The sequence below is a fragment of the Rhizobium herbae genome, from assembly GCF_017873135.1.
Classification (GTDB): Bacteria; Pseudomonadota; Alphaproteobacteria; order Rhizobiales; family Rhizobiaceae; genus Pararhizobium; species Pararhizobium herbae.
Map to the genome: position 1 here is coordinate 921,126 of NZ_JAGGJV010000001.1, position 25,416 is coordinate 946,541.

The window sequence follows — 25,416 nt, forward strand, 5'->3', positions numbered from 1 at the left end:
GCAGCCACTTGCTGCATGATCATGCCCCTCAATCACGGATCGATCACTCAGGCCGTTAGTTCGCCCAGGAATTCCTTGACCTCGTAGCCCGGCATGAAGGTGCCGATACGCTTGATTTCCCATTCGAGCGAAATGCCCGAGGTTTCAAACACGCGCTGGCGAACGGTCTCGCCGAGATATTCCAGTTCGTAGCCGCTCGCCTGTCCGGTATTGATCATGAAATTGCAGTGCATAGGCGACATCTGCGCGCCGCCGATCATCATACCACGGCAACCTGCCTCATCGATGAGTTTCCAGGCGGAATGACCTTCCGGATTCTTGAAGGTCGAGCCGCCGGTCTTTTCGCGAATCGGCTGTACCGTCTCGCGATGCTGGCGCACGGCATCCATGTCGGCGCGGATTTTCGCCTTGTCTTCCGGATAGCCTTCGAAAACGGCATGGGTGAAGATCAGGTCCTTCGATGCCGATGAATGGCGGTAACTGTAGCCCATGTCGGCATTGGAGAGCACGTGCGTATTGCCCTTGCGATCGACCGCGTGAACCTCGACCACGCGCTCGCGCGTCTCGCCGCCATTGGCGCCGGCGTTCATGCGCAGCGCTCCGCCGATCGTGCCGGGAATGCCGTAATAGAACGCGAAACCGCCGATGCCGTGATCGAGCGTCATAGCAGCCAGGTTCTTGTCCGGGCAGATCGCACCGGCCTTGACCCGGGTCTCGGAGACAAGCTCGACATCGCCAAATCCCTTGGCGGACAGCCGGATGACGACACCGGGAATACCGCCGTCGCGCACGAGCAGGTTCGAACCGACACCCGCGACCATGACGGGCACTTCGCCCGGCAGCATCTTCAGGAACGCGACGAGATCGTCGGCGTCATGCGGCTGGAACATCAGCTCGGCAAGGCCGCCGGCGCGGAACCAGGTGACGCGGTCCATCGGCGCATCCGGCGTCAGACGTCCACGCAACTCCTTGACGCCATCCCCGAGAGAGGCCAGCAATTTTTCTCCGTGTACCTGTTTCATGCGGAATTTCCTGAAATGCCAGCGAGTTCCTTCGGGAGTGCGGCGGCCCAGTATGTGATGCTGCCAGCCCCCAAGAGAACCACAAAGTCACCCGGTTGCGCAATGGCGGAGACGATCGGCGCAATCGCTTCCGGGCCTTCGATAAAGCGTGCATCCCGGTGGCCGCCAGCCTTGATGCGCAAGACCAGCTCCTGCGAACTGATGCCCTCGATCGGATCCTCGCCGGCCGAATAGACCGGCGCCAGAAGGATCGTATCGGCATCGTTGAAGCAGGCGGAAAAATCTTCGAACAGGCTGTGCAGGCGGGAAAAGCGGTGCGGCTGGTGCACGGCGATGACGCGGCCCTGGCAGGCTTCGCGTGCGGCTCTGAGTACAGCCTTGATCTCGACCGGGTGGTGGCCGTAATCGTCATAGACGCGGACATTGTTCCATTCGCCGGTGAAGGTGAAGCGGCGCTTGACGCCGGCAAAGGATGCCAGCCCCTTGGCGATGTCCTCGGGCGAAATGCCAAGACGCTGGGCGACGGCAATCGCCGCGGTGGCGTTGGAAACATTGTGACGGCCGGGCATTGGCAGGCGCAGATCCTGCATCTGGATCACCTGCCCCGTGCGGCGGCGGCGGATCTCGACGTCGAACACCGAAGTGGCGCCGTCCATGCGGATATTGGAATAGCGCACGTCGGCCTGCGGGTTTTCGCCGTAGGTGATGACCTTGCGGTCCTCGATCTTCGAGACCATGGTCTGCACTTCGGGATGATCGAGGCACATGACGCCGAAGCCGTAGAACGGCACGTTCTCGACGAACTGGCGGAAGGCAGCCCGCACGGCATCAAAATTGCCGTAGTGGTCGAGATGTTCCGGGTCGATATTGGTGACGACGGCCACGTCGGCGGGCAGTCTGAGGAAGGTGCCGTCCGATTCGTCGGCCTCGACCACCATCCACTCGCCCTCACCCATGCGGGCATTGGTGCCGTAGGCGTTGATGATGCCGCCGTTGATGACGGTCGGGTCCAGCCCGCCGGCTTCAAGCAATGTCGCCACCATCGAGGTCGTCGTGGTCTTGCCGTGCGTACCGCCGATAGCAATCGCATTGCGGAAGCGCATGAGTTCAGCGAGCATTTCGGCGCGGCGTACCACCGGCAGCAGTTTTTCACGCGCGGCGATCAGTTCCGGGTTGCTCTTCTTGATGGCGGTCGAGACGACGACGACTTCGGCCTCGCCGATATTCTCGGCCTTGTGGCCGACGAAAACCTCGATGCCCTTGTCACGCAGGCGCTGGACATTGGCGCTGTCGGACTGGTCGGAGCCCTGGACCTTGTGGCCAAGATTGTGCAGCACCTCGGCAATACCGCTCATGCCGATACCACCGATACCGATGAAATGAACCAGGCCGATCGTCTGCGGCATTTTCATGAGCGTGTTTCCTTGAACTGTGCAATCGTCGAACCGCTGGCAATAGCTTCAACCATCGCGGCAAGCAAGCGGGCCGCATCGGGTTTGCCCGCCTGTTTGGCACTTGCCGCCATGTCAGCCAGCTTACCGGGATTGGTCATGGCGCCGGTCAGGATCTTGCTCAGCTTCTCGGAGGAAAGCTCCGCCTGGGCGATCACCTTGGCGCCGCCGGTCGCAGCCAGCGCCGCGGCATTCGCCGCCTGATCGTGATCAAGCGCGTAAGGATAAGGCACCAGGATGGCCGGGCGGCCGATCACCGCGATCTCCGATACCGTTGAGGCGCCGGAACGGCAGATGACCAGATGCGCCTTGGCGATCCGGTCGGCCATGTCGGTGAAGAACGGCGCGATGTCCGCATTCATCTCGAGCTTGGCGACGCAACCCTCGACCATGGGCATGTCTTCGGCGCGCGCCTGCTGCGTCACCTTCAAACGCCGCCTCAAACCGTCGTCAAGCAGGCTGATCGCCGTCGGCACGCTTTTCGAAAAATACTGGGCGCCCTGGCTGCCGCCGAACACCACGAGCCGGAATTCCTCACCCTCGCCCGACGGCTGGTAGGGAACCTTGGCAGCCTCCAGCACCGCAGGCCGGACGGGATTGCCGGTGGTCACCGTCTTTGCGGCATAAGGCCCGTCCGCCTCGGGCAGGAAGCCACCGGCGATCGCCTTGACGCGCTTGGCCAGCGCCTTGTTGGCGCGGCCCATGACGGCGTTCTGCTCATGGATCATCGATGGAATGCCCATGCCGGTTGCAGCCAGCAACGGCGGAATGGTCGGATAACCGCCGAAGCCGACGACGACCTTCGGCCGAACCTTTGCCATCAGGCGGCGGGCTATGCGGATGCCCGACCAGAGCGTCCACAACGATGATGCGACCTTCAACGGGTTTTTCGAGCCGATCGTCGCCGAAGGCACAACATGGATCTCGTCGGCCGGAAACTTGCCGGCGAAGCGCTCCGCCCGGCTGTCCGTCACCAGATGGATGGAATAGCCGAGCGCCTTCAATTCGTGCGCCAACGCTTCCGCCGGAAACAGATGACCGCCGGTACCGCCGGCGGCAAGCATGATGATGCCTTTGGTCATGATAGGTCCTTACTCGGCCAGCCTTACTCCGCTGGTACGCCCATGCCTGAGCGGAACAGGCTGCGCTCGACGGCGCGCTTTTCCGGACGATGGCGCGTCAGCGCCAGGATGAAGCCGGCCGTCACGCAGATCGCCAGCATGGACGAACCGCCGTAGGAGATCAACGGCAGTGTCATGCCCTTGGCCGGCAACAGTTGCAGATTGACCCCGATATTGATCATCGACTGGATGCCGATCTGCAGCACCAGGCCTGCGACAGCAAAGCGCGTGAAATCGTTGCGCTCCCGGAAGGCGTGGCTCAAACCCCGCATGACGAGGAAGGCAAAAATCAGCACGATGACCATGCAGAAGACGATGCCGAATTCTTCAGCTGCCACCGAAAAGATGAAGTCGGTGTGACTGTCTGGGATAATCCGCTTGATGACGCCTTCGCCCGGCCCCTGCCCGAACCAGTCGCCGCGGATGATTGCCTGAAGCGCCGTATCCACCTGGAACGTATCGCCCTCGCCGGTCATGAACCGGTCGATACGGCCTGCCACGTGCGGCAACAGCGTATAGGCGACCACGAGGCCGCCGACAGCGGAGCCGCCGAGCACGATGATCCACAGCCACGGCATGCCGGCCATGAAGAACATGCCACCCCAGACGGCGGTCGTCAGGATGGTCTGGCCAAGATCGGGCTGGGCGATCAGCAGCGTAATGACGATGCCGAAAAGAAGGATTGCAAACAGGTTGCCGGGAATTTCAGGCTGGCGGGCATGCTCGGAAAACAGCCAGGCGCAGACAACCACAAAGGCCGGCTTCATGAATTCGGACGGCTGAATCGACAATCCGGCAAGCGAAATCCAGCGCCGCGATCCCTTGACCTCCGCGCCGAAGAACAGTGCCAGGACCATCATGGCGAGTGAGACGATGAGCAGGATTATCGCGGTGCGGCGCACCTGCCGCGGCGTCAGGAAGGAAATGCCGATCATCACCGCCAGCGACGGCAGCAGGAAAGCCGCATGCCGCTTGACGAAATGGAAGCTGTCGAGGTTGAGGCGCTCGGCGACAGCCGGGCTTGCGGCGAAGGACAGCATGAAGCCGATGCCCATCAACAGAATGAAGGTCGCCAGGAAGAACCTGTCGATCGTCCAGAACCAGTCGGCCACGGGGCCACGTTCGGCACGGCTTACCATTTCTTCGTCCCCTTCAACGGCGCGTCCGGCGCCGATCTCTTAGTCATCAGAGCCATCGGCCCTCATATCAGCATCGTCACGCCGTCGATCGCGCCGACATGGTTGACGAAGGCATCGCCGCGAACCTCAAAATTCTTGTACTGGTCGAAGCTTGCGCAAGCCGGTGAGAGCATGACGGCGGATTGTGCCGCTTTGTCTTTCGCAGCATCCGCCGCCGCATGGACCACTGCCCGCTCCAGCGTTCCGGAAATCTCGAACGGAACCATCTCTCCAAGGGTCGCGGCAAAGGCCGGCGCTGCCTCGCCGATCAGATAGGCCTTGGCGATCTTCGGGAAAAACGGTGCCAAGCTAGTGATGCCGCCCTCCTTGGGCAGCCCCCCGGCGATCCAGTAGATCCGGTCATAACTCGACAAGGCGGGCGCCGCCGCATCGGCATTGGTCGCCTTGCTGTCGTTGACGAAGATCACGTTGCCCTTACGGCCGACCGGCTGCATGCGGTGCTTCAGGCCCGGAAAGGACGAAAGGCCGGCAAGGATGTCGCTTTCCGAAACGCCGACCGAGAGGCAGGCGGCAATCGCCGCTGCTGCGTTCTGGGCATTGTGGTTGCCGCGCAACGTCGCGATGCCATCCAGATCGGCAAGGACCGAGGCTATTCCACCTTCGGCGCGCATGACGCGTGTGCCGTCTGCAAAAAGCCCCTCGCCGAGCGGGCGATGGCGGGCGATGCGGATGACGCGGTGCCCGGCCAGGGTTGCGCGGTCGGCAATCGCTTCGGTGTAGATGTCATCGACGCCGACGATGGCCATATCGCTTCCGGCAATGAGCCGTTCCTTGATAGCGGCATAATGGTCCATGCTGCCGTGCCGGTCGAGATGATCGGGCGTCAGGTTGAGCAGGATGCCGGCGGACGGATTGATCGTCGGGGCCAGGTCGATCTGGTAGGACGAGCATTCGACGACATAAAACCGGCCGGGCGCCGGCGGATCGAGCGTCATCACGGCCGTGCCGATATTGCCGCCAAGCTGTGTGTCCCGGCCGCTTGCGGTCAGGATGTGGGCGATCAGTGCCGTAGTCGTCGATTTGCCGTTGGTGCCGGTGATGGCAATGAACGGGCAATCCGGCGCGTGCGCGCGCCGCTCGCGCACGAACAGCTCGACATCGCCGATGATCTCGACGCCGGCGGCGTGGGCGAGATCGACGGTCCAATGGGGTTTCGGATGCGTCAGCGGCACGCCGGGCGACAGCACGAAGGCGGAAAAGGACATCCAGTCGGCTTGATGGAGATCGCCGGTGCCGATGCCCGCGGCGGCGGCCTTGGCGACACTATCGGGATTGTCGTCCCAGGCCGTCACCTTGGCACCACCGGCGACCAGCGCCTGCGCGGTCGCCAGCCCGGAACCGCCGAGACCGAAGAGCGCGACCTGCTTGCCGCTGAATGTGGAGACGGGAATCATCGGTTTACCGCAGCTTCAGGGTCGAGAGGCCGACCATGGCGAGGATGACGGCGATGATCCAGAAGCGGATAACGACCTGGCTTTCGGTCCAGCCCAGCTTTTCGAAATGGTGATGGATCGGTGCCATCAGGAAGACGCGCTTGCCGGTGCGCTTGAACCAGAAGACCTGGATGATCACCGACAGGGTTTCCATGACGAACAGGCCGCCGATGATCACCATGACGATCTCGTGCTTGGTGGCAACGGCCACCGTGCCGATAAGGCCGCCGAGCGCCAGCGACCCGGTGTCGCCCATGAAGATCGCCGCTGGTGGAGCGTTGAACCAGAGAAAGCCGAGCCCGGCTCCAATCACCGCGCCGAGAATGACGGCAAGCTCGCCGGTGCCGGGCACGAAATGGATCTGCAGGTAGTTCGCAAAAACGGCGTTACCGGCAAGGTATGCGATGACACCGAAGGATGCGGCCGCGATCATCACCGGCACGATGGCAAGTCCGTCGAGACCGTCGGTCAGGTTGACCGCATTGCCGGCGCCGACGATGACGAAGCCGCCGAACAGGATGAAGAAATAGCCGAGATTGAGGGTGAAATCCTTGAGGAACGGGAAGGTCAACGACGACCCGAAGGTCGAGCCGGCCACACCCGCGGACAGAGCCGTCCGCATCATGAAGAACACGGCGATGCCGGCGACGAGAAATTCGATCCCGAGACGGGCCTTGCCGGAAAAGCCCTTGTCCGACTGCTTCGTCACCTTGAGATAGTCGTCGTAGAAACCGATGGCGCCGAAACCCAGCGTCACCAGCAGCGTGGAGACGACATAGACGCTGGAAAGATCGGCCCAGAGCAGCGAACTGCCGACAATGCCGGCCAGGATCATCAGGCCGCCCATGGTCGGCGTACCCGCCTTCTTGAAATGGGTCTGCGGCCCGTCGGCACGGATCGGCTGGCCGCGACCCTGCCGTACCCGCAGGGATGAAATCATCCGCGGTCCGAACAGGAAAACGATTAATGCCGATGTGAACAAGGCGGCGCCGGTACGGAAGGTGATGTACCGAAAGAGGTTGAAGAATTGAAAATGGTCCGCCAGTTCGACAAGCCAGATAAGCATGAGGGACCTTTCCCCAAAGGTTCGTTGCAGGCGTCATCCATCAGAATCACCGAATGGAAGAATAACTGCGTGGTATCAAAAGTGTCAGCATCGAACATCGGCCAAGAGTGCCTTGTCCCGCCTTTATTCAACGCGCTCCGTGCCCGAATAGGGCGGATATGTATCAAGCAACGCCGAAACGATCCTGCCGCAACCGGTTCCCTTCGACGATTTGATCATCACCCCATCCCCGGCGGCGATGGATCCAAGCGCAAATTCCTTCAGCTCATCGACCGTCTGGCGATATTCGACGTGGGCATCCTCGGGCAGAGCATCGCGCAGATGCGCCATCTCCGGTCCGGCAAGCCAGACTTCGTTGATGCCGGCCTCGACCAGAGGCGCGGCAAGCTCCGCATGGACCTTGCCTGCGAATTCGCCCATCTCAAGCATATCGCCGAGAATGGCGATCCGGCGCCCGCCTTCCGGCAGTTCCGTATCCTTCAGGAGCGAGATCGCGGCCCGCATAGAGGCCGGATTGGCATTGTAGCTCTCATCGATCAGCACGAAGGACGCAGAACCGATCGCCAGACGATGCCGTGCGCCGCGCCCCTTCTCGGGCTGTAGCGTTGCAAGCGCGGCAAGGGCCGCATCCATGTCGGCGCCAACCAGGCTGGCAGCACCGATTACGGCCAGTGCATTCTCGGCGATATGCCGCCCGGGCGCTCCCATCTGGATTTCCAGCGTCTTGCCGTCGAGTGCAGCCCAGAGGACGGCGCCTTCAGACCCGCCCGTGAATTCGACCATGCGGAAATCGGCCTTGGCGCTGCTGCCGAAGCTGTGGATATGCGCGACGGCCAGCGCGTTGGCGGTTTTTTCCAGTGTCTCGAACTGCTCGTTGTCGCGGTTGAGGATCACGTGACCGTCGTCGACGAGGCCTTCCATGATCTCCGCCTTGGCAGCCGCGATTTCCTCGAGGTCCTTGAAGTTGCCGAGATGAGCGGCGGCGATCGTGGTGATGATCGCCACGTGCGGGCGCACCATCCTGACCAGCGGCCGGATTTCATCGGCATGATTCATGCCGATCTCGAAGATGCCGAAATCGGTATTTTCCGGCATGCGCGACAACGTCAGAGGCACGCCCCAGTGATTGTTGAACGAGGCGACGGAGGCGTGCACCCGGCCGGACGGCTCAAGCACGTGCCGCAACATCTCCTTGGTGGTGGTCTTGCCGACAGACCCGGTCACAGCGATGATCTTCGCCGCGCTCCGGTCGCGCGCGGCACAGCCGAGCCGCACCATCGCCTCCAGCACATCATCGACGACGATCATTGGGGCGATCACCCGCCCGAGTGCCGGCAGCTTCGTCTCGCTGACGACAAGCAATGCCGCGCCGTTGGCAACCGCAATGCCGGCATAGTCATGACCATCAACGCGGTCGCCCTTGATGGCAAAAAACGCCTCGCCCTTGTCAAGAGAGCGGCTGTCGATGGAAATGCCCGTAATACCCTCGGGCAGATTTCCCATCGGCCGGCCGTGCATGGCCGCGATCAGGTCGCTGGTGGTCCATAGAAAGCTCAAATCATTGACCTCCCAATGCTTTGCGCAGCTCGGCATGATCGGAAAACGGCAGGGTGACGGAGCCAACGGTCTGGCCTTCCTCGTGTCCCTTGCCGGCGACGATCAGCGTATCGCCCGATTTCAGCATATCGACGGCGGCCTTGATCGCCTCGGCGCGATCGCCGATCTCGGTGGCACCCTTGGCGGCGGCCATGATCTCGCTGCGAATGACGTCAGGCACTTCCGAGCGCGGATTGTCGTCGGTCACAATCACGATATCGGCGAGCCGTGTGGCGATTTCGCCCATGATCGGACGCTTGCCCTTGTCGCGATCACCGCCACAGCCAAAGACCACGATGATGCGGCCGGTGGTGAAAGGCCGAACGGAAGCCAACACATTTTCCAGCGCATCCGGCTTGTGGGCGTAGTCGACATAGGCGAGAGCGCCATCTTTCGTATGCCCGACCAGTTCGAGACGGCCGGAGGCGCCCTGGAGCTTTTCGAGCGCTGCCATCGTCGCCTTGGCGCTGACGCCGGTCGATATGGCAAGACCGGCCGCAACCAGCGCATTGGAAATCTGGAAGTCTCCTGCCAGCGGCACATGCACCTCGAAAATCTCGTCACCGACATGAATTTCGGCGATCTGCTTGTGGCGAAAATGCTCGACGCGCTTCAGGCTCAGGTAATCGCCCTTGCGCCCGACAGTCAGAACCTCCTGCCCCCCGGCCTTGGCGGCAGCAATCGCCTGCGCCGACCAGGCGTCATCGGAAAAGATCACCGCCGGCGAGCCCTTCGGCAAGACACCGTCGAACAGCCGCATCTTGGCGGCCATGTAGTCCTCGACTGTCGGATGGTAGTCCATATGGTCGCGGCCGAGATTGGTGAAACCGGCGGCGGCAAGGCGGACGCCGTCAAGCCGGTTCTGATCCAGCCCGTGGCTTGAGGCTTCCATGGCCGCATGGGTGACGCCGGCATCGGCCAGTTCGGCAAGAAGCTTGTGCAACGACACCGGATCCGGCGTCGTCAGCGAACCATAGTCGTTGCGGCCGGGAGCAATAACGCCCGTCGTGCCGATCATCGCTGCTGCAAAACCCGCATGGGCCCAGATCTGCCGGGCAAAGGAGGCAACCGAGGTCTTGCCGGCCGTGCCGGTCACAGCCACCATCGTCTGCGGCTGGCGTCCGTAAAAATGAGCCGCCGCGATGGCGAGTACCCTGCGGGGGGCTGCGGCAGAAAGAATGGGAACGGAGACCACGCCCTCCGGCTTTGAGCCTGTAATCACCACGGAAGCGCCACGCGCAATGGCATCGTCGATGAAGACCTTGCCATCGGTTTTGCTTCCAGAAAGCGCCACGAACAACGAGCCGGGAACGACCTGCCGGCTATCGGCGGTGATCGCGGCGATCTCCGTCTCGCCAGCGGCCGGGCTCAGTTGCGAGGCAATTTCCGGGAAATCCTTCCCGATCAGGTCTTTGATCTTCATGGATGCACTTTTCAAAAACGAACCGATGCGCCGGGCGGCGAATCCTCCTGATTGTCATTCCACGGTCAATAAGACACAAGCAAGGCAGAACCGTCTTCACCAAACTTCGGCTCCACACCGAGTAACGGCGCCGAGCGGCTGATGATATCGCGCACCATCGGCGCTGCCGTATTGCCGGCAAGTGCTGCACCATTGCCCTTGTCGGTTTTCGGCTCGTCTATGAAGGTCAGGACGACATAGCGCGGATCATCGATCGGGAAGCCGGCCAGAAAGGCGTTGAAATTGGCGTCACTCGAATAACGGCCGTTCACGACCTTATCCGCGGTCCCGGTCTTGCCGCCGACATTGTAGCCCGGAACACGGGCATTTTTACCGGAGCCATTGATGGCATTCCAGCGGAACAGGAAACGCATGTCATCGCTGGTCGATTTCTTGATGACCGTCGTCGAGGCAGCCGCTGCCTCGTCCACTGTGCGCGGCAGAAAGGTCGGCTCGATCAGATGCCCGCCATTCAACAGGGCCGCACCCGCTACCGCTGTCTGCAAAGGTGTCGTGGAAACACCGTGACCGAAAGAGATGGTGATCGAGTTGATCTTCTTCCACTCGCGCGGCTGGCTCGGCATCTTCACTTCCGGCAATTCCGTCTGCATCTTGGTCAGAAGGCCCATGCGGGTCAGAAATTCCTTATGCCCTGCAATACCGACGAGATCGGCCATCTTGGCCGTGCCGATGTTGGAGGAATATTGGAAGATTTCCGGAACGGTCAGAACCCTGTTCTTTCCGTGGAAATCCTTGATGGTGAAGCCGCCAATGCGGATCGGAAAGCGCGCGTCGAAGCTGTCGGTGAGCTTCACCTTGCCCGAATCGATCGCCATCGCCGTCGTGAACGACTTGAAGGTCGACCCCATCTCGAACGTGCCGTTCGACATGCGGTTCATCCACCCTTCCTTGGCGCCATCGGCGGGCTTGTTTGGATCATAGTCTGGATAGGACACCATGGCGAGAATTTCGCCGGTCTTGACGTCCATCACCACACCGCCTGCGGCAAGGGACCGGAACTTCCCCATGGCGTCGACGACGACATCGCGCAGGATATTCTGTACACGCAGGTCGATCGAGAGCTTGACCGGCTCCAGTTTCGCATCGCTCGTCATGCCGATGGCAGCAAGGTCGGCCAGTCCCTGATTGTCGATCCAGCGCTCCATACCGGCAATGCCGCGGTTGTCGACGTTGACGTGACCGACGATATGCGACGCGGTGGCGCCGCCTGGATAGAACCGCCGCTTTTCCGGGCGAAAGCCTATACCCGGAATACCAAGAGCCAGGATTTCGCTCTGCTGCTTGGGAGTAAGCTGACGGCGCAGCCATTGGAATCGCGATTGGGACTTCAGCTTGTTGTAGATGTCAGCAACATTGAGATTGGGCAACACTGTTGAAAGTTGCTCGACCGCCTCGTCGGCATCGACGATCTTGTGCGGCTCGGCGTAGAGCGAGACCGTGCGGATGTCCGTTGCCAGAATTTCGCCGTTGCGGTCGAGAATATCCGGGCGCGACGCCATCAGGTTGTCAGCACGACCGATGCTGGAGACCGTTTCGGGCTGGGCCAGGCCATACTGAACCAGGCGACCGCCGATGATGCAATAGACCGCCGTGAAGCTGGCAATGACGATGGCAACGCGACTCTTCGCCTGATTGCTGCTCCTCTTGCGCGTGCCTTCGAACGGCATGCCGAGGTCGCCGGGGTGGTTGTTGCCGCCGGCAGAGAAATGCGCCTTGCTCTTGACGACCATGATGCGGGACAGAAAGGACATCAGCGCGCCACCGAACCCGTTGTGATATCATCGGCCTTGGCCGTTGGCTTCTTTGCCTTGCCCTTGGCCATTCCCATGGCCTCCAGAACATCCGCCGGCGGCGGCAGATCGGCTTTCAGCATCGGCAATTCTTCCGGGCGGGCAATCTGGGTCGAGGCTGTCGGCACAAGCTGCAAATCCTGCTGATAGACGCCAACAAGCTTTTCCAGCCGGTTCGGCTGCGTCAGCAGCGCCCAGTCGGCACGCAGGAGATCGATCGTGTCTTCCTCGAGCTTGATTTCAGCGTCCAGCTTGCGGACTTCCTCAAGCTTGTTCTCGGCTTGATGCTTGATCGTGTAGGTGACCGTGGCGGCCGCCGTCATGACGACGATCAGGACGATGTCAAAACTACGCAACATGTCTCAGCCCCCAATCTTTCCAAGGCTTGCAAGGTTCGGCAAATCGAAAATGGACAGATCATCTGCCTCGGGCGGGGCATCGGTGCGCGCACCAACCCGCATTTTTGCAGATCGGGCGCGCGGATTGCGGGACGCTTCTTCTTCGCTTGCCGCCACCATAGACTTCCCAACTGGTGCGAAAGTTGCCGCGCGTTCGTGCGCGATTGGCAGGTGCCGGGAGCCGGACGCCTTGCCGGCGCGATCCTGGAAGAATTTCTTGACGATCCGGTCTTCCAGCGAGTGAAAGGTGACGACAGTGAGCCTGCCACCGGGTTTCAGCACGCGCTCGGCGGCAAACAGCGCCCGGGCAAGCTCGCCGAGTTCGTCATTGACGAAGATGCGCAGCGCCTGGAAGACGCGGGTGGCTGGATGGATCTTGTCCTTGGCCTTGCGCGGCGTGACGATCTCGATGAGGCCTGCAAGGTCGCGGGTCGTAACGAAGGGCTCTTCGAGGCGACGTTTTTCAATCGCGCGCGCAATGCGGCCGGACTGCGGTTCCTCGCCGAGAAAACCGAAGATTCGCGTCAGATCCGTGACCTTGGCGCGATTGACGACATCCGCGGCGGAAACACCGTCCGACGACATGCGCATGTCGAGCGGTCCCCTGCGCTGAAAGGAAAAGCCGCGATCGGCCTCGTCGATCTGCATGGAGGAAACGCCGATATCGAGCACGACACCATCCAGGCCATCGTCCGGGGCATGTGTCGCAAGGTCGGAAAACCGCGAATGGACAAGGGTGAGATGGCCGCCGCTCGCAGCCACCATCGACTGGCCGCCGAGGATGGCCGCCGGATCGCGGTCGAGCGCGATGACGTCGGCACCAGCGGCCAGAATGGCCGATGTGTAGCCGCCGGCGCCAAACGTGCCGTCAAGGATGATTTTGCCGGGCTGAAGATCGAGGCTCGCAAGAACCTCGGGGAGAAGAACCGGAATGTGGCGGACCGGTCCGCCATCGGCATCGGATAAACCCTCGCCTTGATCCGCCATCATTCCGCTTCTCCACTCTAGTCCGAACGCAGACCTCGCAACCTGCGCTCTTCCCGTGCCGCCGCCTGGCGTTCGATAAACACATGCGGCGCCCACAACTGAAAATGATCCGCCCGCCCCACGAAGGTGACCTCCGTGGTGATGCCAGTGAAATCCCGGATGAAATCCGTGACCATCAACCGGCCTTCCTGGTCGAGCTTCATGAAGACCCCGCCCCCATGAATGAGGAGCGACATCTGATTGGCCTGCGGCGAAAACGGGTCTTCGCCGCCGATTTGCCTCTCGAAGCGATCCAGCAACTCCGGACCGCCGGCGCTGATAGCCGGAAAAACGAAATCCTGAAAGCAATAAAGCTCCCGAATATCGAGCGCCGTCAAAACGGTACGAAACATCGAAGGAACAGAAACCCGCCCCTTGGAATCGATCCGGTTTGTCGCATGCGATAGGAAGCGGTTCATGACACGATACAGCCGTTCCTGGTGGACATGCCAGCCCCAACAGCCCGCGCGCACCATCAAAAAGACGCACAGCACCCAGCCGCCGGGCGACATGCCCGTTCGAAAACCCTTCGCAGGGCGGCCCCGAAGCTTGCGATGAATAGGCCTTATTCAGCCCGTTTGCAGTGCATGAATGGGATAACATGGGACCATATGGGCGTCAATGGGATTTGCTCTGTTTCAGCACGCTTCGTCAGCAAATATTGATAGTCCGTTAAGTTTAACAAATGGTTACGAACCTACCCTCAAGACTTTGGATTCACAGCGGAATCCTCCCCCATAAAGTGGCCGCATCAAATATTTAAAAGAGACGAAAAACGACGGACATTCAAACGGATAGACGATTTTTGAAACCCGTTTCGTCTCGATCGGAAAAGAGGGAATGTGCCAGTTGGCCTGTAAGCCGGGTTCTGTATGGCTCCGGCCCGAAAGCCGGAACGTGGCAGCCATTCATCTGGGACAACGCTTGCGCGCTGCCTCCTGCAACCCACCCGGATGACTGGCCCGGAAAAGGCCGGAACGCTTGCGCGAACCACGTCATCCCTATTCGGTCTTGCTCCCGGTGGGGTTTGCCTTGCCACCCATGTTGCCATGCGCGCGGTGGGCTCTTACCCCACCCTTTCACCCTTACCTGCCAAAGCAGGCGGTATTCTCTCTGTGGCACTTTCCCTGGGGTCGCCCCCGCCGGACGTTATCCGGCACCGTTTTTCCGTGGAGCCCGGACTTTCCTCCCCCCGCAACCTTTCGGTCCTAGCGGAGCGCGGCTGCCCGGCCAACTGGCAGGCGGTGCATAACCGAGCCACCCGTCAATTGCCAGCGGCAAAAACAAAAAGTTGGCTTAGAGGACGCTTCTACTGGAAGCACACCGCAAAATCGGTGTCATACTCGGGCGCATCCAGCCGGCCGTTCTGAAGCAGCAGCGCGCCAAGCCGCCCGATTTCGTCCGAACTCTTGGCAGCCGCACCATTGCCGCCCGTCAGCACGGCGACGCGATCCGAATCGGCAAAGCCGATATAGGGATAGCCGTGACGGGTGAACGTCGTGACGCAGGGGCTCCATTTGAGCGCTACGGGGACGAAAGACGGCATGGCCCGGGACAACAGTCCAGCCATGTGATCGGCCGCGGCCCGGTTGGCGTCACCACGGAACCAGGCGCGGACATCGCTCTCGGTCCCGATATTGATGTCGCTCGGATCGCCGCCGATCTTGATATAGCATTTGCCGTCGGGATATCGGATCGGCGGCAGCAGATAATAGCTCTCATCCTGCTCTGGCGCAGCCCCGATCAGCGACGGCATCTCCGCAAAACGTGGAAGATCGTCTTCCGCCACCTCGGCGAAAAGCACGGTCCGTGCCTTGACGACGAGATCCAGCGGCCGAGCCAGCAATTGTTTGGCGATGGAAAACCCGCCGGCGGCAATGAGGACGCGGCCACAGGCAAAGGAGGCCCCATCCACCGTTTTGACATTCACCACGCTTCCGACGCGCACGACCGCCGAGACTTCCGAGCGAATGACCGTGACACCGGCTCTTTCCGCCAGGATGACCTGCGCCGCGACCAGCGCACGCGGGTTGATGTGGCCCGCGTCGCGCGGTTCGAACACGCCGCCATAGCCGGCCGCAAAACGGAACCAAGGAAATTGATCTGCGAGCTCCTCATTGTTGATGAAGGGAGCTTCGACGCCGAGACGGTCACGCGCGGCGATAACGTTTTCGAGATAGCCGTCCTCGCCACCCGGCAAGGGCGCGGCGATCAGGCAACCGGCTTCGCTATAGAAGTCGATGCCGCTCGATGTCGCAATATCATCGTAACGTTCGATGGAGCGCCGGGCGAGCAGTGCCCAGACGGGGTCCGGATCGATCGTGCGGGTAATGCGGCCGTTGTCGTAATGGCTGCTGAAGACGCCGCCGTGGCTGGCCCAGTCTTCCGGCTCGTCCGGGCCGATCAGCGCGATTTTTGCACCGCTCAGTGCCAGGTACCGGGCCGCCGCCGCTCCCATCATGCCCTTGCCAACAATGATGAAATCGAATGTGCCTGCCATGCTGCGCCCTCAAGAAACGATCCTGGCGGAGATAGCATGACATTTGCCAGCTGGCATCTGCGAACTTGAAAAATGCCGGAACTCGGAACCTATCCGGCGACTTTTATCTCTCAGTCGATGATCGCCTGCACCTTGCCGCAATAACGACGCGACACCGGGTTCATCTTCGTGGCGCCGTGCCCGGCGTTGTAGCGCAGGATCGTGCCGCAGGTGAAACCGCCGGACAGTTCATGCGCCATGGCGAGATATTTCATGCCGAACTTGATGTTGGTTTCGGGATCGAACAGGCCGCGCTTGCCGCCGGAATAGCCCATCATCCGGGCCGTGGCCGGCTTGATCTGCATCAACCCGACTTCGCCGGCGCTGCCGCGTGCCTTGGGATTGAAGTTGCTTTCGACCTTGATCACGGCATGCGCCAGATCGACGGGCACACCGTACTGTTTGGCATAGGTCTGGATCAAACCGCTATACGCGGAGGATTGGAAGGAAGCGCCGGGTGTCGGATAACCCGTCGTTCTCGAAACAGGCTTGATGGAGGATGTAATGGTCTTGTCAATGCCCCCGGCATACGACGTTTCAACCCCGGAAATCAGCATGCAGAAGCATGCCGCGGCCGCAGCAAGATGCGATATTCTCATGTAGCTTGAAGTCTCCACTTTCGGGTGCCGCGGCCTTGAGGGCGCACCCCGCCCTGCCGTCTCGCATCCCGATTTTCGTCATCAACAGGAAGGGCTGGAGGCCTGGATTACCTGCGGTTCGGTACCGCCGCAAAAGACCCCGGCATCATGGTGATGATGTGGCAGTGCACAAAATTAATGAGATGAAGGCCGGAAACGACAGTCCACAAGCGCCTCGGCGACGATCGATCAGCGACTGAAATTGGGCAGTCCGGACAGCAGCCTGTGGAGCGTATCGAGGGTCGAAATATCGGCGATACCATCGACCTGGGACTGGCGAAAGTGACGCTGGAATGCGGCAACCACACCTTCGGTCTTCTCGCAGAAAATGCCTGTCACTTCAATTCCGTAGCCATAGAGCGACAGCATCGTCTGCACCGCCTCGACAGGCTGCCCCTGATCGCCCCGCTGGAAAAATCGTCCGCCGCCGATCGGGGCTGCCGGAACCCAATGCCCGATGCCTGCGGAATGCAGCCGTTCCCAAGGAAACTTTTCTCCCGGATCGACCTTGCGAATGGGGGCCACATCGCTATGCGCCAACACTCTTTCAGGAGCGATAGACCACCGTTCGCCACAGTTTCGACACAGTTGGACGACTGCTTCGATCTGTTCGGACGGGAAATCCGGCAGTCCGCCGGGGTGGCCCGCATTGGCGATTTCTATGCCGATCGAGCGGGAATTGATGTCCGTCTCGCCCTTCCAGATGCTCTTGCCCGCATGCCAGGCACGGCGGTCTTCATTGACGAGTTGATCGACCCTGCCGTCCTCATGGACGAAATAATGGCTGGAAACCTGACTCTCTTCGCGACAGAGCCAGTCGAGGGCAGCGGCGGCTGTTTCCATGCCGGTATAATGCAGGATGATCATGTCCGGCTTCTGCCCGCCTGCCCGCTCCCCATGGTTCGGGGATGGCACGGCACGCGCGGCCGGATAGTCGCAGGCGAAGTCCGTCATGCGGCGCGGCGTTCTTTCTCGATCGCCTCGTAGGCAGCATTGAGCGCCGCCATACGATCATTGGCGCTGGCCTGAAGTTCCTGCGGCACGCCCCGGGCGACAAGCAGGTCAGGATGATTCTCCGACACCAGCACACGGTAGCGCTTGCGGATGATCGAGAAATCGTCTTTCGGCGAAACGCCAAGCACCTTGTACGGATCGGCTTCGGTGCGCACGTGACGCGCCATGATTTCCTGGAACCGCCCTTCCTTCATGCGGAAGATTTCGGCGACGCGCGCCAAAAAATTCAGTTCCTTCTCATGGATGGCGCCGTCCGACTTGGCGATATGGAAGAGGCCGTCGATGATGTCTTCCAGCACCGGGCAATTCTGCTCGCAGGAAATGCACAGCGACGCCAGCCTTTCGGCATAGGCCTCGTAACCCGCGACATCCTGGCGGGCGAGATTGTAGAGCCGGGCGACGTTCTGCGCCTGGTCATCGGGAAACTTGAAGATATCGCGGAAAGCGGAGACCTCGGCTTCGGTGACGACACCGTCGGCTTTGGCCATTTTGGCGGACAGCGCAATCATAGCGACGGAAAAAGCCACCTTGCGGCGTGTCTCCGGATCACCTTCGAACAACGTCCGGATCGCCTCGACGACGCCGGCAAGCGCATTGCCCGTCGCGTTGACCATGCTGAGAATGCTATCCCAGAACGATATGGCTACATGCTTTCCCATGGTCTCTTCACAAACTAAAGCGTTGGGGTGAACCGCAGGGGCCGGATGTCCACGCGGTATGCCAGTATGGCCCCGACAGGAGCCCGTCGTCATCTGAATGTACCTGTTCGCCTTCAGCATGACCAGAGTTCCGGATTTATTGCAAGGCAACAATCCGAAACATTCGGGGCCAATGACGAATTTGTGATGGCCCCTCAGTATCACTGCATTCATGCCAGTGATTGCCCAATAAGGCAAATGAATTTGACTTGAAACGGTTGCCACTGACAGCGGGTAAATATCGGTCTGCTGGAATTCTCATGCGTATTTCAACCCATTCCGCAGGCCATGGACATGGTCATTGGCCTGATCGGCGCCATCCTTTTCGGCACGACATAGCGGCGCTTCCCGACGAAATCCTCAGTCCTTTAACCCTTGGCTTTGCGGTCGCAGTCGCACTCATCGTCTGGCGCGGACGCAAGGCGCGCATCGCCTAAGCAATCCCGTGCCTTGCGCGCAGCATGTCATTTAACTTCCATGGGAATTGCGCTAGAGAGACCTCGAACGATCTTGCCGAAATCCCCGAGGAGGAATCCATGGCCAAACAGAAAGTTGCAATGCTGACCGCGGGCGGGCTTGCGCCCTGCCTGTCTTCCGCTGTCGGCGGCCTGATCGAACGCTATACCGATATCGCGCCGGATATCGAACTGGTTGCGTATCGCTCGGGCTATCAGGGGCTTCTACTCGCCGACCGCATCGAAATCACCCGCGATATGCGCGAGAAAGCCCATATCCTCCACCGTCATGGCGGCTCGCCGATCGGCAACAGCCGCGTCAAGCTCACCAATACCGCCGATTGCGTCAAGCGTGGCCTGGTCAAGGAAGGCCAGAACCCGCTCAGGGTCGCAGCCGAGCGCCTCGCCTCGGATGGAATCACTATCCTGCACACCATCGGCGGCGACGATACCAATACGACGGCGGCCGATCTTGCCGCCTATCTCGGTGCCAATGGCTATGACCTGACCGTGGTCGGCCTGCCGAAGACCGTCGACAACGACGTCGTACCGATCCGCCAGTCGCTCGGCGCCTGGACGGCTGCCGAATACGGCGCCAAGTTCTTCGACAACGTCAGCAACGAGCAGAGTGCCGCCCCGCGCACGCTGGTCGTCCACGAAGTGATGGGCCGCCACTGCGGCTGGCTTACCGCCGCGACTGCCCGCGCCTACATCCAGCATATCGACGACAGGGAGTTCGTCGACGGTTTCATGATGAACCGGCAGATGAAGAACATTGACGGCCTCTACCTTCCCGAAACCGCCTTCAACCTCGAAGCCGAAGCCGAGCGGCTGCGCGCCACGATGGACAAGACCGGTTTCGTCACGCTGTTCGTCAGCGAAGGCGCCTGCCTCGATGCGGTCGTTGCCGAACGCGAAGCGGCCGGCGAAGCCGTCAAGCGTGATGCCTTCGGCCACGTCAAGATCGACACGATCAATGTCGGCGGCTGGTTTTCCAAGCAGTTCGCCGCCCTTCTCGGCGCCGAACGCTCGATGGTGCAGAAGTCCGGCTACTATGCCCGCTCTGCACCGGCCAACATCGACGATCTGCGTCTCATCCAGGGCATGGTCGATCTCGCCGTCGAAAGCGCGCTTAACAAGGTTTCCGGCGTCACCGGTCACGATGAGGATCAGGGCGGCCGGCTCAGGACGATCGAGTTCCCGCGCATCCGCGGCGGCAAGCACTTCGACACCTCGGTCAAATGGTTCGGCGACGTGATGGACGCGATCGGCCAGAAGTGGTCGCCGGCAAACTGATTCGAGCTCATAGAAGCCTATTGACGGCTCCGTTTGCGCATGGCTTCCTCGATGGAACGCCACGTCAAACGGAGCCTTCTTTATGTCGATCGAACACTGGCTGGCCTTCGTCGCCGCTTCAACCGTCCTGCTTGCCATCCCCGGCCCGACCATCCTTTTGGTCATCTCCTACGCGCTCGGGCACGGACGCAAGGTTGCCAGCGCCACAGTCGCCGGCGTGGCGCTGGGCGATTTCACCGCGATGACCGCCTCGATGCTCGGCCTCGGCGCGCTGTTGGCGACCTCGGCTGCGATCTTCACCGTTCTGAAATGGGTGGGTGCCGCCTATCTGATCTGGCTCGGCATCAAGCTTTGGCGCACGCCGATCGCAAAGGAAACGGCCGAAGGTACAATGGATGTCCCGGCCGAGCGGCCGCTGCGGATTTTTCTGCACACCTACATCGTCACGGCGCTGAACCCGAAAAGCATCGTCTTCTTCGTTGCCTTCCTGCCGCAGTTCCTTGATCTCAGCCGCCCGCTGTTCAACCAGATGCTGATCTTCGAAACGACGTTCCTGGTGCTCGCCACCCTCAATGCGACGAGCTACGCGCTGATGGCATCGGCCGCGCGCAAGACGATTCGAAAACCGAAGGTTCAGACTATCGTCAACCGCACCGGTGGGTCTTTGCTCATAGGCGCAGGCCTTCTGACAGCGGGCCTGCGACGCGCCGGCGCCTGAAAAGGCGTCCCGTGCTTGCGGTTCCCTGCCCCATAGGTTAATGAAGTTTCGCATATGGCGGCTTCTGGCTGCTGATTTGCAGGGGCTACGGGGCCTGACAGCACGAAAGCGACAGCATGGCTAATTACCGTTTTTCCGTTTCAAAACCGACTGTTACGGCCTGCGCTCTGATCTCGGCATCGCTTGTTGGCGGTTGTTCGAGCGTCGAGCGGACGCCGATGGAACAGTTGATGGCGGTGCAGACGGTGACGCCGCTGCCCAAGCCCGGAACGGAAATGACGGCTTACGCTCTGCCAACTCCCGATGGCGCAGCAACCGCCACGGCATCGGCGCTTGCAACTGAAACAGCGATGATGAAGCCTGGCGAAACCGCCGCGACGCAGGTCGCCTTTGTCAATCAGGGCGGAACGGCAGCGACGGCGGCAGTCTCTGCAGCCAATGCACTTGTAACGCCCCAGGCCTCCACGACCGCTCAGGCAGCAGCGCCCATCGCCTTGCCGGAAACGGCAGATGCGCTGGCATCGACCAAGACCAGCCGCTCTCCGGAGATTCCCGAAGGCATGGTGATGGCCGCGATGGAATCGGATTTTGACACCGGCGAACCCGTCGGCCTCGAAACGCTCGTTGCCAATCATATGATCGTGCCGATGCCGAAACCCTCGATTGGCGCCACGGCCTATGCCATGGCAAAAGCCATACCGGCATCTTTGGGGATTACCGAAAAGCCGACCAGCTCGCGTCCCGAACTCGACCGGCTGATTGCCTACTATGCAAAGCTCAACAATATTCCGGAAGAACTGGTCCATCGCGTCGTCAAGCGCGAGAGCACCTACAATCCGCGCGCCTATCACGCCGGCAATTACGGCCTGATGCAGATCCGCTACAACACGGCCAAGGGTCTTGGCTACGAAGGCCCGGCCGAAGGCCTGTTCGATGCCGAAACCAATCTGAAATATGCGACGAAATATCTGGCCGGCGCCTGGATGGTGGCTGACAACCAGAACGACGGCGCCGTCAAGCTCTATGCCAGCGGCTACTATTACCACGCCAAGCGCAAAGGCCTGCTCGAAACGCTGGGCATGAAATAAGGCCTGACAGCCCTCTCCATCGCGGTTCCATTTTCGAGGCGGTCAGTGGACCGCCTCTATTATTTTGGCCTCCAGCACACGCACGTCGTAACCGATACGTGACGGGGTCAACCCGAGGCGCACGACGGCAAGACCCAGCGACGGAACGAGCATCACGGTCTGTCCATCATGGCCCTGCAGCCAGTAGGCATCTTCGGGTAGCGGCGGACCTCCATCATTGCCGAACTTCGTCCAGACCTGCCCTGCCCCGTAACGGCCGTTTGAGGCCTTGGTCGGCGTACGCATGAAGCCGACGAAATCCTCCGGCAGCAACTGCTCGCCGTTCCAGCTGCCGTTCTGCAGCAGAAAAAGGCCGAACCGGGCCCAGTCCCGCGCCGTCGCATACATGTAGGACGAGCCGACAAACGTGCCATGCGCATCCGGCTCCAGTACGGCGCTTGTCATGCCAAGCGGCCGGAACAAGGCAGCGCGCGGAAAAGTCAACGCCTCGCGCACGCTGCCGAACGTGTCCATCCACAACCGCGACAGGATCGTCGATGTGCCGCTGGAATAGCTGAAGCGTTCACCGGGCTTTGCCTCGAGAGGCTTGGCGGCCGAGAAATCGGCCATGTCGCCTTCGAGGAAGAGCATGCGGGTGACGTCGGTCACGTCGCCATAGTCCTCGTTGAACTGAAGCCCGCTCTGCATCGCCATGAGGTCGGCGAGCTTGATCTGGCTGCGCGGATCGTTTCGCCATTGCGGCAGAAGCTCGGCGCGGTCAAGCGCCATCTGCCCGTCCCTGATGCGTATACCGATCAATGCGGCCGTCACCGATTTGGTCATCGACCAGCCGAGCAGCGGCGTCGCGCTGTTGAACCCGTCGCCATAGCTCTCTGCAACGATCCTGCCATCCTTGACGACGACGATTGCGCGCATGCCGGGACCGGCAAGCTGCGGGTCAGTCAACAGTGTCTGGACGGCGGGATTGACGGCGGTGCCGCTGCCGTCGGGCCAGGGTTTGCCGTCGTCCGATTGTGGCAGCCTGCGGCGAAGCTGCTGGTTGCCGGGAAAGGCCGCGAACTCGCCCTGGGTGACGTTGGTGCATCCGAGACCTTCGCGGTAGATGGCGCGACCGGGGGCTGCAAAGCCGAACATGCGGGCAGTCACCGTCTTGCGGGATTCGTCGACCGATATGCGCACGAGGCGCAAAAGCGGATGCCCGGGCGCCTGGACGTCATCGGCGAGTACCGCATTGGCATCCCTGCCGGCGATGAAGACGTTGGAGCAGACGATCTTGGCAGCATAACCGTCGCCGACCCGCAGCAATTCGGGCGGCAAAATGACAAGCCAGCCGACGACAGCCGCTACGGCGGCCGACACGGAGCCTGCAAGCCATAACCATTTTCCGCGCATGCGCATCGCCCCTGCTTCGCTATCGCCACAAAAACAGGATTCCACGCATTTAGGAAGGCTTTGTGGCAATCACTTTGGTGCGAGACATGTTTCTAGAGCATCGTACGCCAAATGAGACGCATTCTGCCGGAAGGATTTTTTGTCAGGAAACGGGCTTTTGTCGAAGGGCATACCAGACCGGTACGTTCGAGACAAAAGCCCGTTTCCTGGCAAAAAAGCATCCGGCCCTCCGGGTTGACTGAAATCGGCCGCCCACTGCGTCGGATGGCTTGACCGATGGTGAGGCATCGCTCCGCGCCATCCTCCTTGTGGGATCGGCCGATTTGAGCCAACAGAATGCGCCTCATTTGGCGTACGATGCTCTAGCCTGCTGATCGCACTGCGAACTTTTCCGGCTCTCGCTGAAGGATCGCCAATGCGTCCTCCGCCGAGACCGGCCTGGATATCAGGAACCCTTGCGCTTCTGAAGCCCCCAGCGCCCGCACGAACTCCATCTGCCCCTCTGTTTCGATGCCCTCGATGGTGGTCGAAACCTGGAAGGTGTTTCCGAGCTGGAGAATAATGTCGACGATTTCCGCATCACGCTGGTTGCCGAGCATCGCCTTGGTAAAGGAACGATCGACCTTGAGCTGGTCCAGCGGAAATCGCCTCAGATTGTTGATCGACGAAAAGCCGATGCCGAAATCATCGAGCGCGATGCGCACGCCATGGGCGCGAAGCTCCGTCAGGCTGTCCCTGATGATGGCCGCATCGAGGTAGAAGATCGATTCGGTTACCTCGATGGTCAGACGGCCCGGGGCAAGCCCGGCTTCGGCCAGGCACGCCTTCACATGCGGAACGAAAGCCCGGTCCTTGAACTGGTCGCCCGCGACATTGACCGCGATACCGGTCGGCGCCGGCCAGCGCGCGGCCTCCAGGCAGGCGGTTTTCAGAACCCAATTGCCGATCGGCAGGATCAGGCCCGTCTTTTCGGCGGCACCGATGAAGCTGTCCGGCGGAATGATCCCCTTTTCGGGATGACGCCAGCGGATCAGCGCCTCGAAGGAACGGATCGCCCGGCTTTCGATTCCGACGATCGGCTGGTATTCCAGAAAGAATTCGCCGGCAGCAAGAGCGCGGGAAAGGTCATACTCGATCTCACCCTTCAGCGTTGCCTCCGCGGCCATGTCAGGCGCGTAGACTACATGGCTATTACCGGCAATTTCCTTGGCCTTGTAGAGCGCGAGGTCGGCACGCTTGAGTACGGGCGACATCGACTGGTCGTCCGGCTCGATATAGGCAACACCGATGCTGCCGCCGGTCCAGAATTGCGCGGCGGACAGTTGAAAGGGTTCTGCAAGCAGGCTCTTGATGGTGGTGCAGATATCGTCGATCTTGCCGTCCGATGGCGTACCGGCAATCACGATGACGAACTCGTCGCCGCCCAGCCGATAGACCGTTGCAATGCCCGACATGGCCTCGATCAGCCTTCGGCCCAGCGCGACGAGCAATTCGTCGCCGGTATCATGCCCCATCGAATCGTTGACGAACTTGAAGCGATCGAGATCGAGCATCAAAAGTGCTGTGCGACCCGCCGGCGGCGATCCGGCGGACACCCGCTCGCGCAGATCGCACTCGAGAGCAAAACGATTGGCAATGCCGGTCAACTGGTCGGTATGCAAGGCGCGCGACAGGTCTTCCTCAGTCTTCCGACGCAATTCGAGTTCCCGCATCAGCTGGCTTCGCGCACGTCCCCCCTGATAGAAAAGCGCGCCGCAGATCAGCGGCATCAGGATGACGGAAAGGGACGCGGACGTCGGCGTGCTGCTGCCCCAAAGCCCATGAACGCCGTCATGCAATCTGTCATAAAAAATGCAAACGACCGGGAACAGTGCCCCGATCACCGCGCCGGCCGCAGCATACCGCTGCTCCGACTTCGGCAGAAAAGCCTTTAACATCATGTTAGTGCCCCGAAAAAGAATAGCTTCATCTAACATGTACAAACTTAATCAAT

Annotated in this window: 21 protein-coding genes and 1 other RNA gene; 3 read left to right on the forward strand and 19 right to left on the reverse strand. The window is 60.9% G+C overall.

Annotation, left to right across the window (positions count from 1 at the left end; translation table 11 throughout):
* Positions 1 to 47: 47 nt before the first annotated feature.
* From murB to J2Z75_RS04635, 17 genes are all read right to left on the reverse strand, one after another.
* Complete coding sequence (gene murB, locus J2Z75_RS04555; RefSeq protein ID WP_209848256.1) at positions 48 to 1,022, reverse strand: UDP-N-acetylmuramate dehydrogenase; 975 nt, start codon at positions 1,020 to 1,022, stop codon at positions 48 to 50.
* Positions 1,019 to 2,434: a UDP-N-acetylmuramate--L-alanine ligase gene (gene murC, locus J2Z75_RS04560; protein ID WP_209848259.1), complete on the reverse strand. Its 1,416-nt coding sequence runs from the start codon at positions 2,432 to 2,434 to the stop codon at positions 1,019 to 1,021. Before murC ends, murB begins: the two co-directional genes overlap by 4 nt.
* Positions 2,431 to 3,555, reverse strand: a complete 1,125-nt coding sequence (gene murG, locus J2Z75_RS04565) for an undecaprenyldiphospho-muramoylpentapeptide beta-N-acetylglucosaminyltransferase (RefSeq protein ID WP_209848262.1) — start codon at positions 3,553 to 3,555, stop codon at positions 2,431 to 2,433. Before murG ends, murC begins: the two co-directional genes overlap by 4 nt.
* Positions 3,556 to 3,578: 23 nt before the next feature.
* The gene (gene ftsW / locus J2Z75_RS04570; protein WP_209848264.1) at positions 3,579 to 4,733 is read right to left on the reverse strand and encodes a putative lipid II flippase FtsW; all 1,155 of its coding nucleotides are present in this window, start codon (positions 4,731 to 4,733) and stop codon (positions 3,579 to 3,581) included.
* A 62-nt stretch (positions 4,734 to 4,795) separates the two neighbouring features.
* The gene (gene murD / locus J2Z75_RS04575; RefSeq protein ID WP_209848267.1) at positions 4,796 to 6,187 is read right to left on the reverse strand and encodes a UDP-N-acetylmuramoyl-L-alanine--D-glutamate ligase; all 1,392 of its coding nucleotides are present in this window, start codon (positions 6,185 to 6,187) and stop codon (positions 4,796 to 4,798) included.
* A 4-nt stretch (positions 6,188 to 6,191) separates the two neighbouring features.
* On the reverse strand, positions 6,192 to 7,292 hold the full coding sequence (mraY, locus tag J2Z75_RS04580) for a phospho-N-acetylmuramoyl-pentapeptide-transferase (protein ID WP_068957048.1): 1,101 nt from the start codon (positions 7,290 to 7,292) through the stop codon (positions 6,192 to 6,194).
* 123 nt (positions 7,293 to 7,415) lie between these two features.
* A complete protein-coding gene (locus J2Z75_RS04585; RefSeq protein WP_209848270.1) occupies positions 7,416 to 8,849 on the reverse strand; it encodes a UDP-N-acetylmuramoylalanyl-D-glutamyl-2,6-diaminopimelate--D-alanyl-D-alanine ligase in 1,434 nt (477 codons plus the stop codon).
* 1 nt (position 8,850) lies between these two features.
* Positions 8,851 to 10,311 carry a UDP-N-acetylmuramoyl-L-alanyl-D-glutamate--2,6-diaminopimelate ligase gene (locus J2Z75_RS04590; protein WP_209848273.1) on the reverse strand — a complete coding sequence of 487 codons (1,461 nt, stop codon included), beginning with the start codon at positions 10,309 to 10,311 and terminating at the stop codon, positions 8,851 to 8,853.
* 65 nt (positions 10,312 to 10,376) lie between these two features.
* Positions 10,377 to 12,122 carry a peptidoglycan D,D-transpeptidase FtsI family protein gene (locus tag J2Z75_RS04595; RefSeq protein WP_209848276.1) on the reverse strand — a complete coding sequence of 582 codons (1,746 nt, stop codon included), beginning with the start codon at positions 12,120 to 12,122 and terminating at the stop codon, positions 10,377 to 10,379.
* Positions 12,122 to 12,520 (reverse strand): cell division protein FtsL, encoded by a 399-nt coding sequence (gene ftsL, locus J2Z75_RS04600; RefSeq protein ID WP_209848279.1) that lies wholly within the window; start codon positions 12,518 to 12,520, stop codon positions 12,122 to 12,124. Before ftsL ends, J2Z75_RS04595 begins: the two co-directional genes overlap by 1 nt.
* A gap of 3 nt (positions 12,521 to 12,523) precedes the next feature.
* Positions 12,524 to 13,549: a 16S rRNA (cytosine(1402)-N(4))-methyltransferase RsmH gene (gene rsmH, locus J2Z75_RS04605; RefSeq protein WP_209848282.1), complete on the reverse strand. Its 1,026-nt coding sequence runs from the start codon at positions 13,547 to 13,549 to the stop codon at positions 12,524 to 12,526.
* Positions 13,550 to 13,563: 14 nt separating this feature from the next.
* Positions 13,564 to 14,004 carry a division/cell wall cluster transcriptional repressor MraZ gene (gene mraZ, locus J2Z75_RS04610; protein ID WP_234937179.1) on the reverse strand — a complete coding sequence of 147 codons (441 nt, stop codon included), beginning with the start codon at positions 14,002 to 14,004 and terminating at the stop codon, positions 13,564 to 13,566.
* Between the two features lie 422 nt (positions 14,005 to 14,426).
* Positions 14,427 to 14,823, reverse strand: an RNA gene (gene rnpB / locus J2Z75_RS04615) — RNase P RNA component class A.
* 71 nt (positions 14,824 to 14,894) lie between these two features.
* Positions 14,895 to 16,085, reverse strand: a complete 1,191-nt coding sequence (locus J2Z75_RS04620; RefSeq protein WP_209848285.1) for an NAD(P)/FAD-dependent oxidoreductase — start codon at positions 16,083 to 16,085, stop codon at positions 14,895 to 14,897.
* 110 nt (positions 16,086 to 16,195) lie between these two features.
* A complete protein-coding gene (locus J2Z75_RS04625; protein ID WP_209848288.1) occupies positions 16,196 to 16,723 on the reverse strand; it encodes a lytic transglycosylase domain-containing protein in 528 nt (175 codons plus the stop codon).
* 228 nt (positions 16,724 to 16,951) lie between these two features.
* Positions 16,952 to 17,716 carry an N-acetylmuramoyl-L-alanine amidase gene (locus J2Z75_RS04630; protein WP_209848291.1) on the reverse strand — a complete coding sequence of 255 codons (765 nt, stop codon included), beginning with the start codon at positions 17,714 to 17,716 and terminating at the stop codon, positions 16,952 to 16,954.
* Positions 17,713 to 18,417 (reverse strand): TerB family tellurite resistance protein, encoded by a 705-nt coding sequence (locus J2Z75_RS04635; protein WP_209848830.1) that lies wholly within the window; start codon positions 18,415 to 18,417, stop codon positions 17,713 to 17,715. The genes J2Z75_RS04630 and J2Z75_RS04635 overlap by 4 nt, the downstream gene beginning before the upstream one ends.
* 593 nt (positions 18,418 to 19,010) lie before the next feature.
* Between J2Z75_RS04635 and J2Z75_RS04640 the strand changes: the two genes are divergently transcribed.
* From J2Z75_RS04640 to J2Z75_RS04650, 3 genes are all read left to right on the forward strand, one after another.
* Complete coding sequence (locus J2Z75_RS04640) at positions 19,011 to 20,225, forward strand: pyrophosphate--fructose-6-phosphate 1-phosphotransferase (RefSeq protein WP_209848294.1); 1,215 nt, start codon at positions 19,011 to 19,013, stop codon at positions 20,223 to 20,225.
* An 82-nt stretch (positions 20,226 to 20,307) separates the two neighbouring features.
* Positions 20,308 to 20,943, forward strand: coding sequence for a LysE family translocator (locus J2Z75_RS04645; protein WP_209848297.1), 636 nt, complete (start codon positions 20,308 to 20,310; stop codon positions 20,941 to 20,943).
* A gap of 116 nt (positions 20,944 to 21,059) precedes the next feature.
* Entirely contained in the window at positions 21,060 to 22,031 is a 972-nt protein-coding gene (locus J2Z75_RS04650) for a lytic transglycosylase domain-containing protein (protein ID WP_209848301.1), read from the forward strand.
* 42 nt (positions 22,032 to 22,073) lie between these two features.
* Here the strand turns inward: J2Z75_RS04650 and J2Z75_RS04655 are convergent, their stop codons facing one another.
* Entirely contained in the window at positions 22,074 to 23,423 is a 1,350-nt protein-coding gene (locus J2Z75_RS04655) for a serine hydrolase domain-containing protein (protein WP_209848304.1), read from the reverse strand.
* 362 nt (positions 23,424 to 23,785) lie between these two features.
* Entirely contained in the window at positions 23,786 to 25,363 is a 1,578-nt protein-coding gene (locus tag J2Z75_RS04660) for a putative bifunctional diguanylate cyclase/phosphodiesterase (protein ID WP_209848307.1), read from the reverse strand.
* Positions 25,364 to 25,416: the final 53 nt, after the last annotated feature.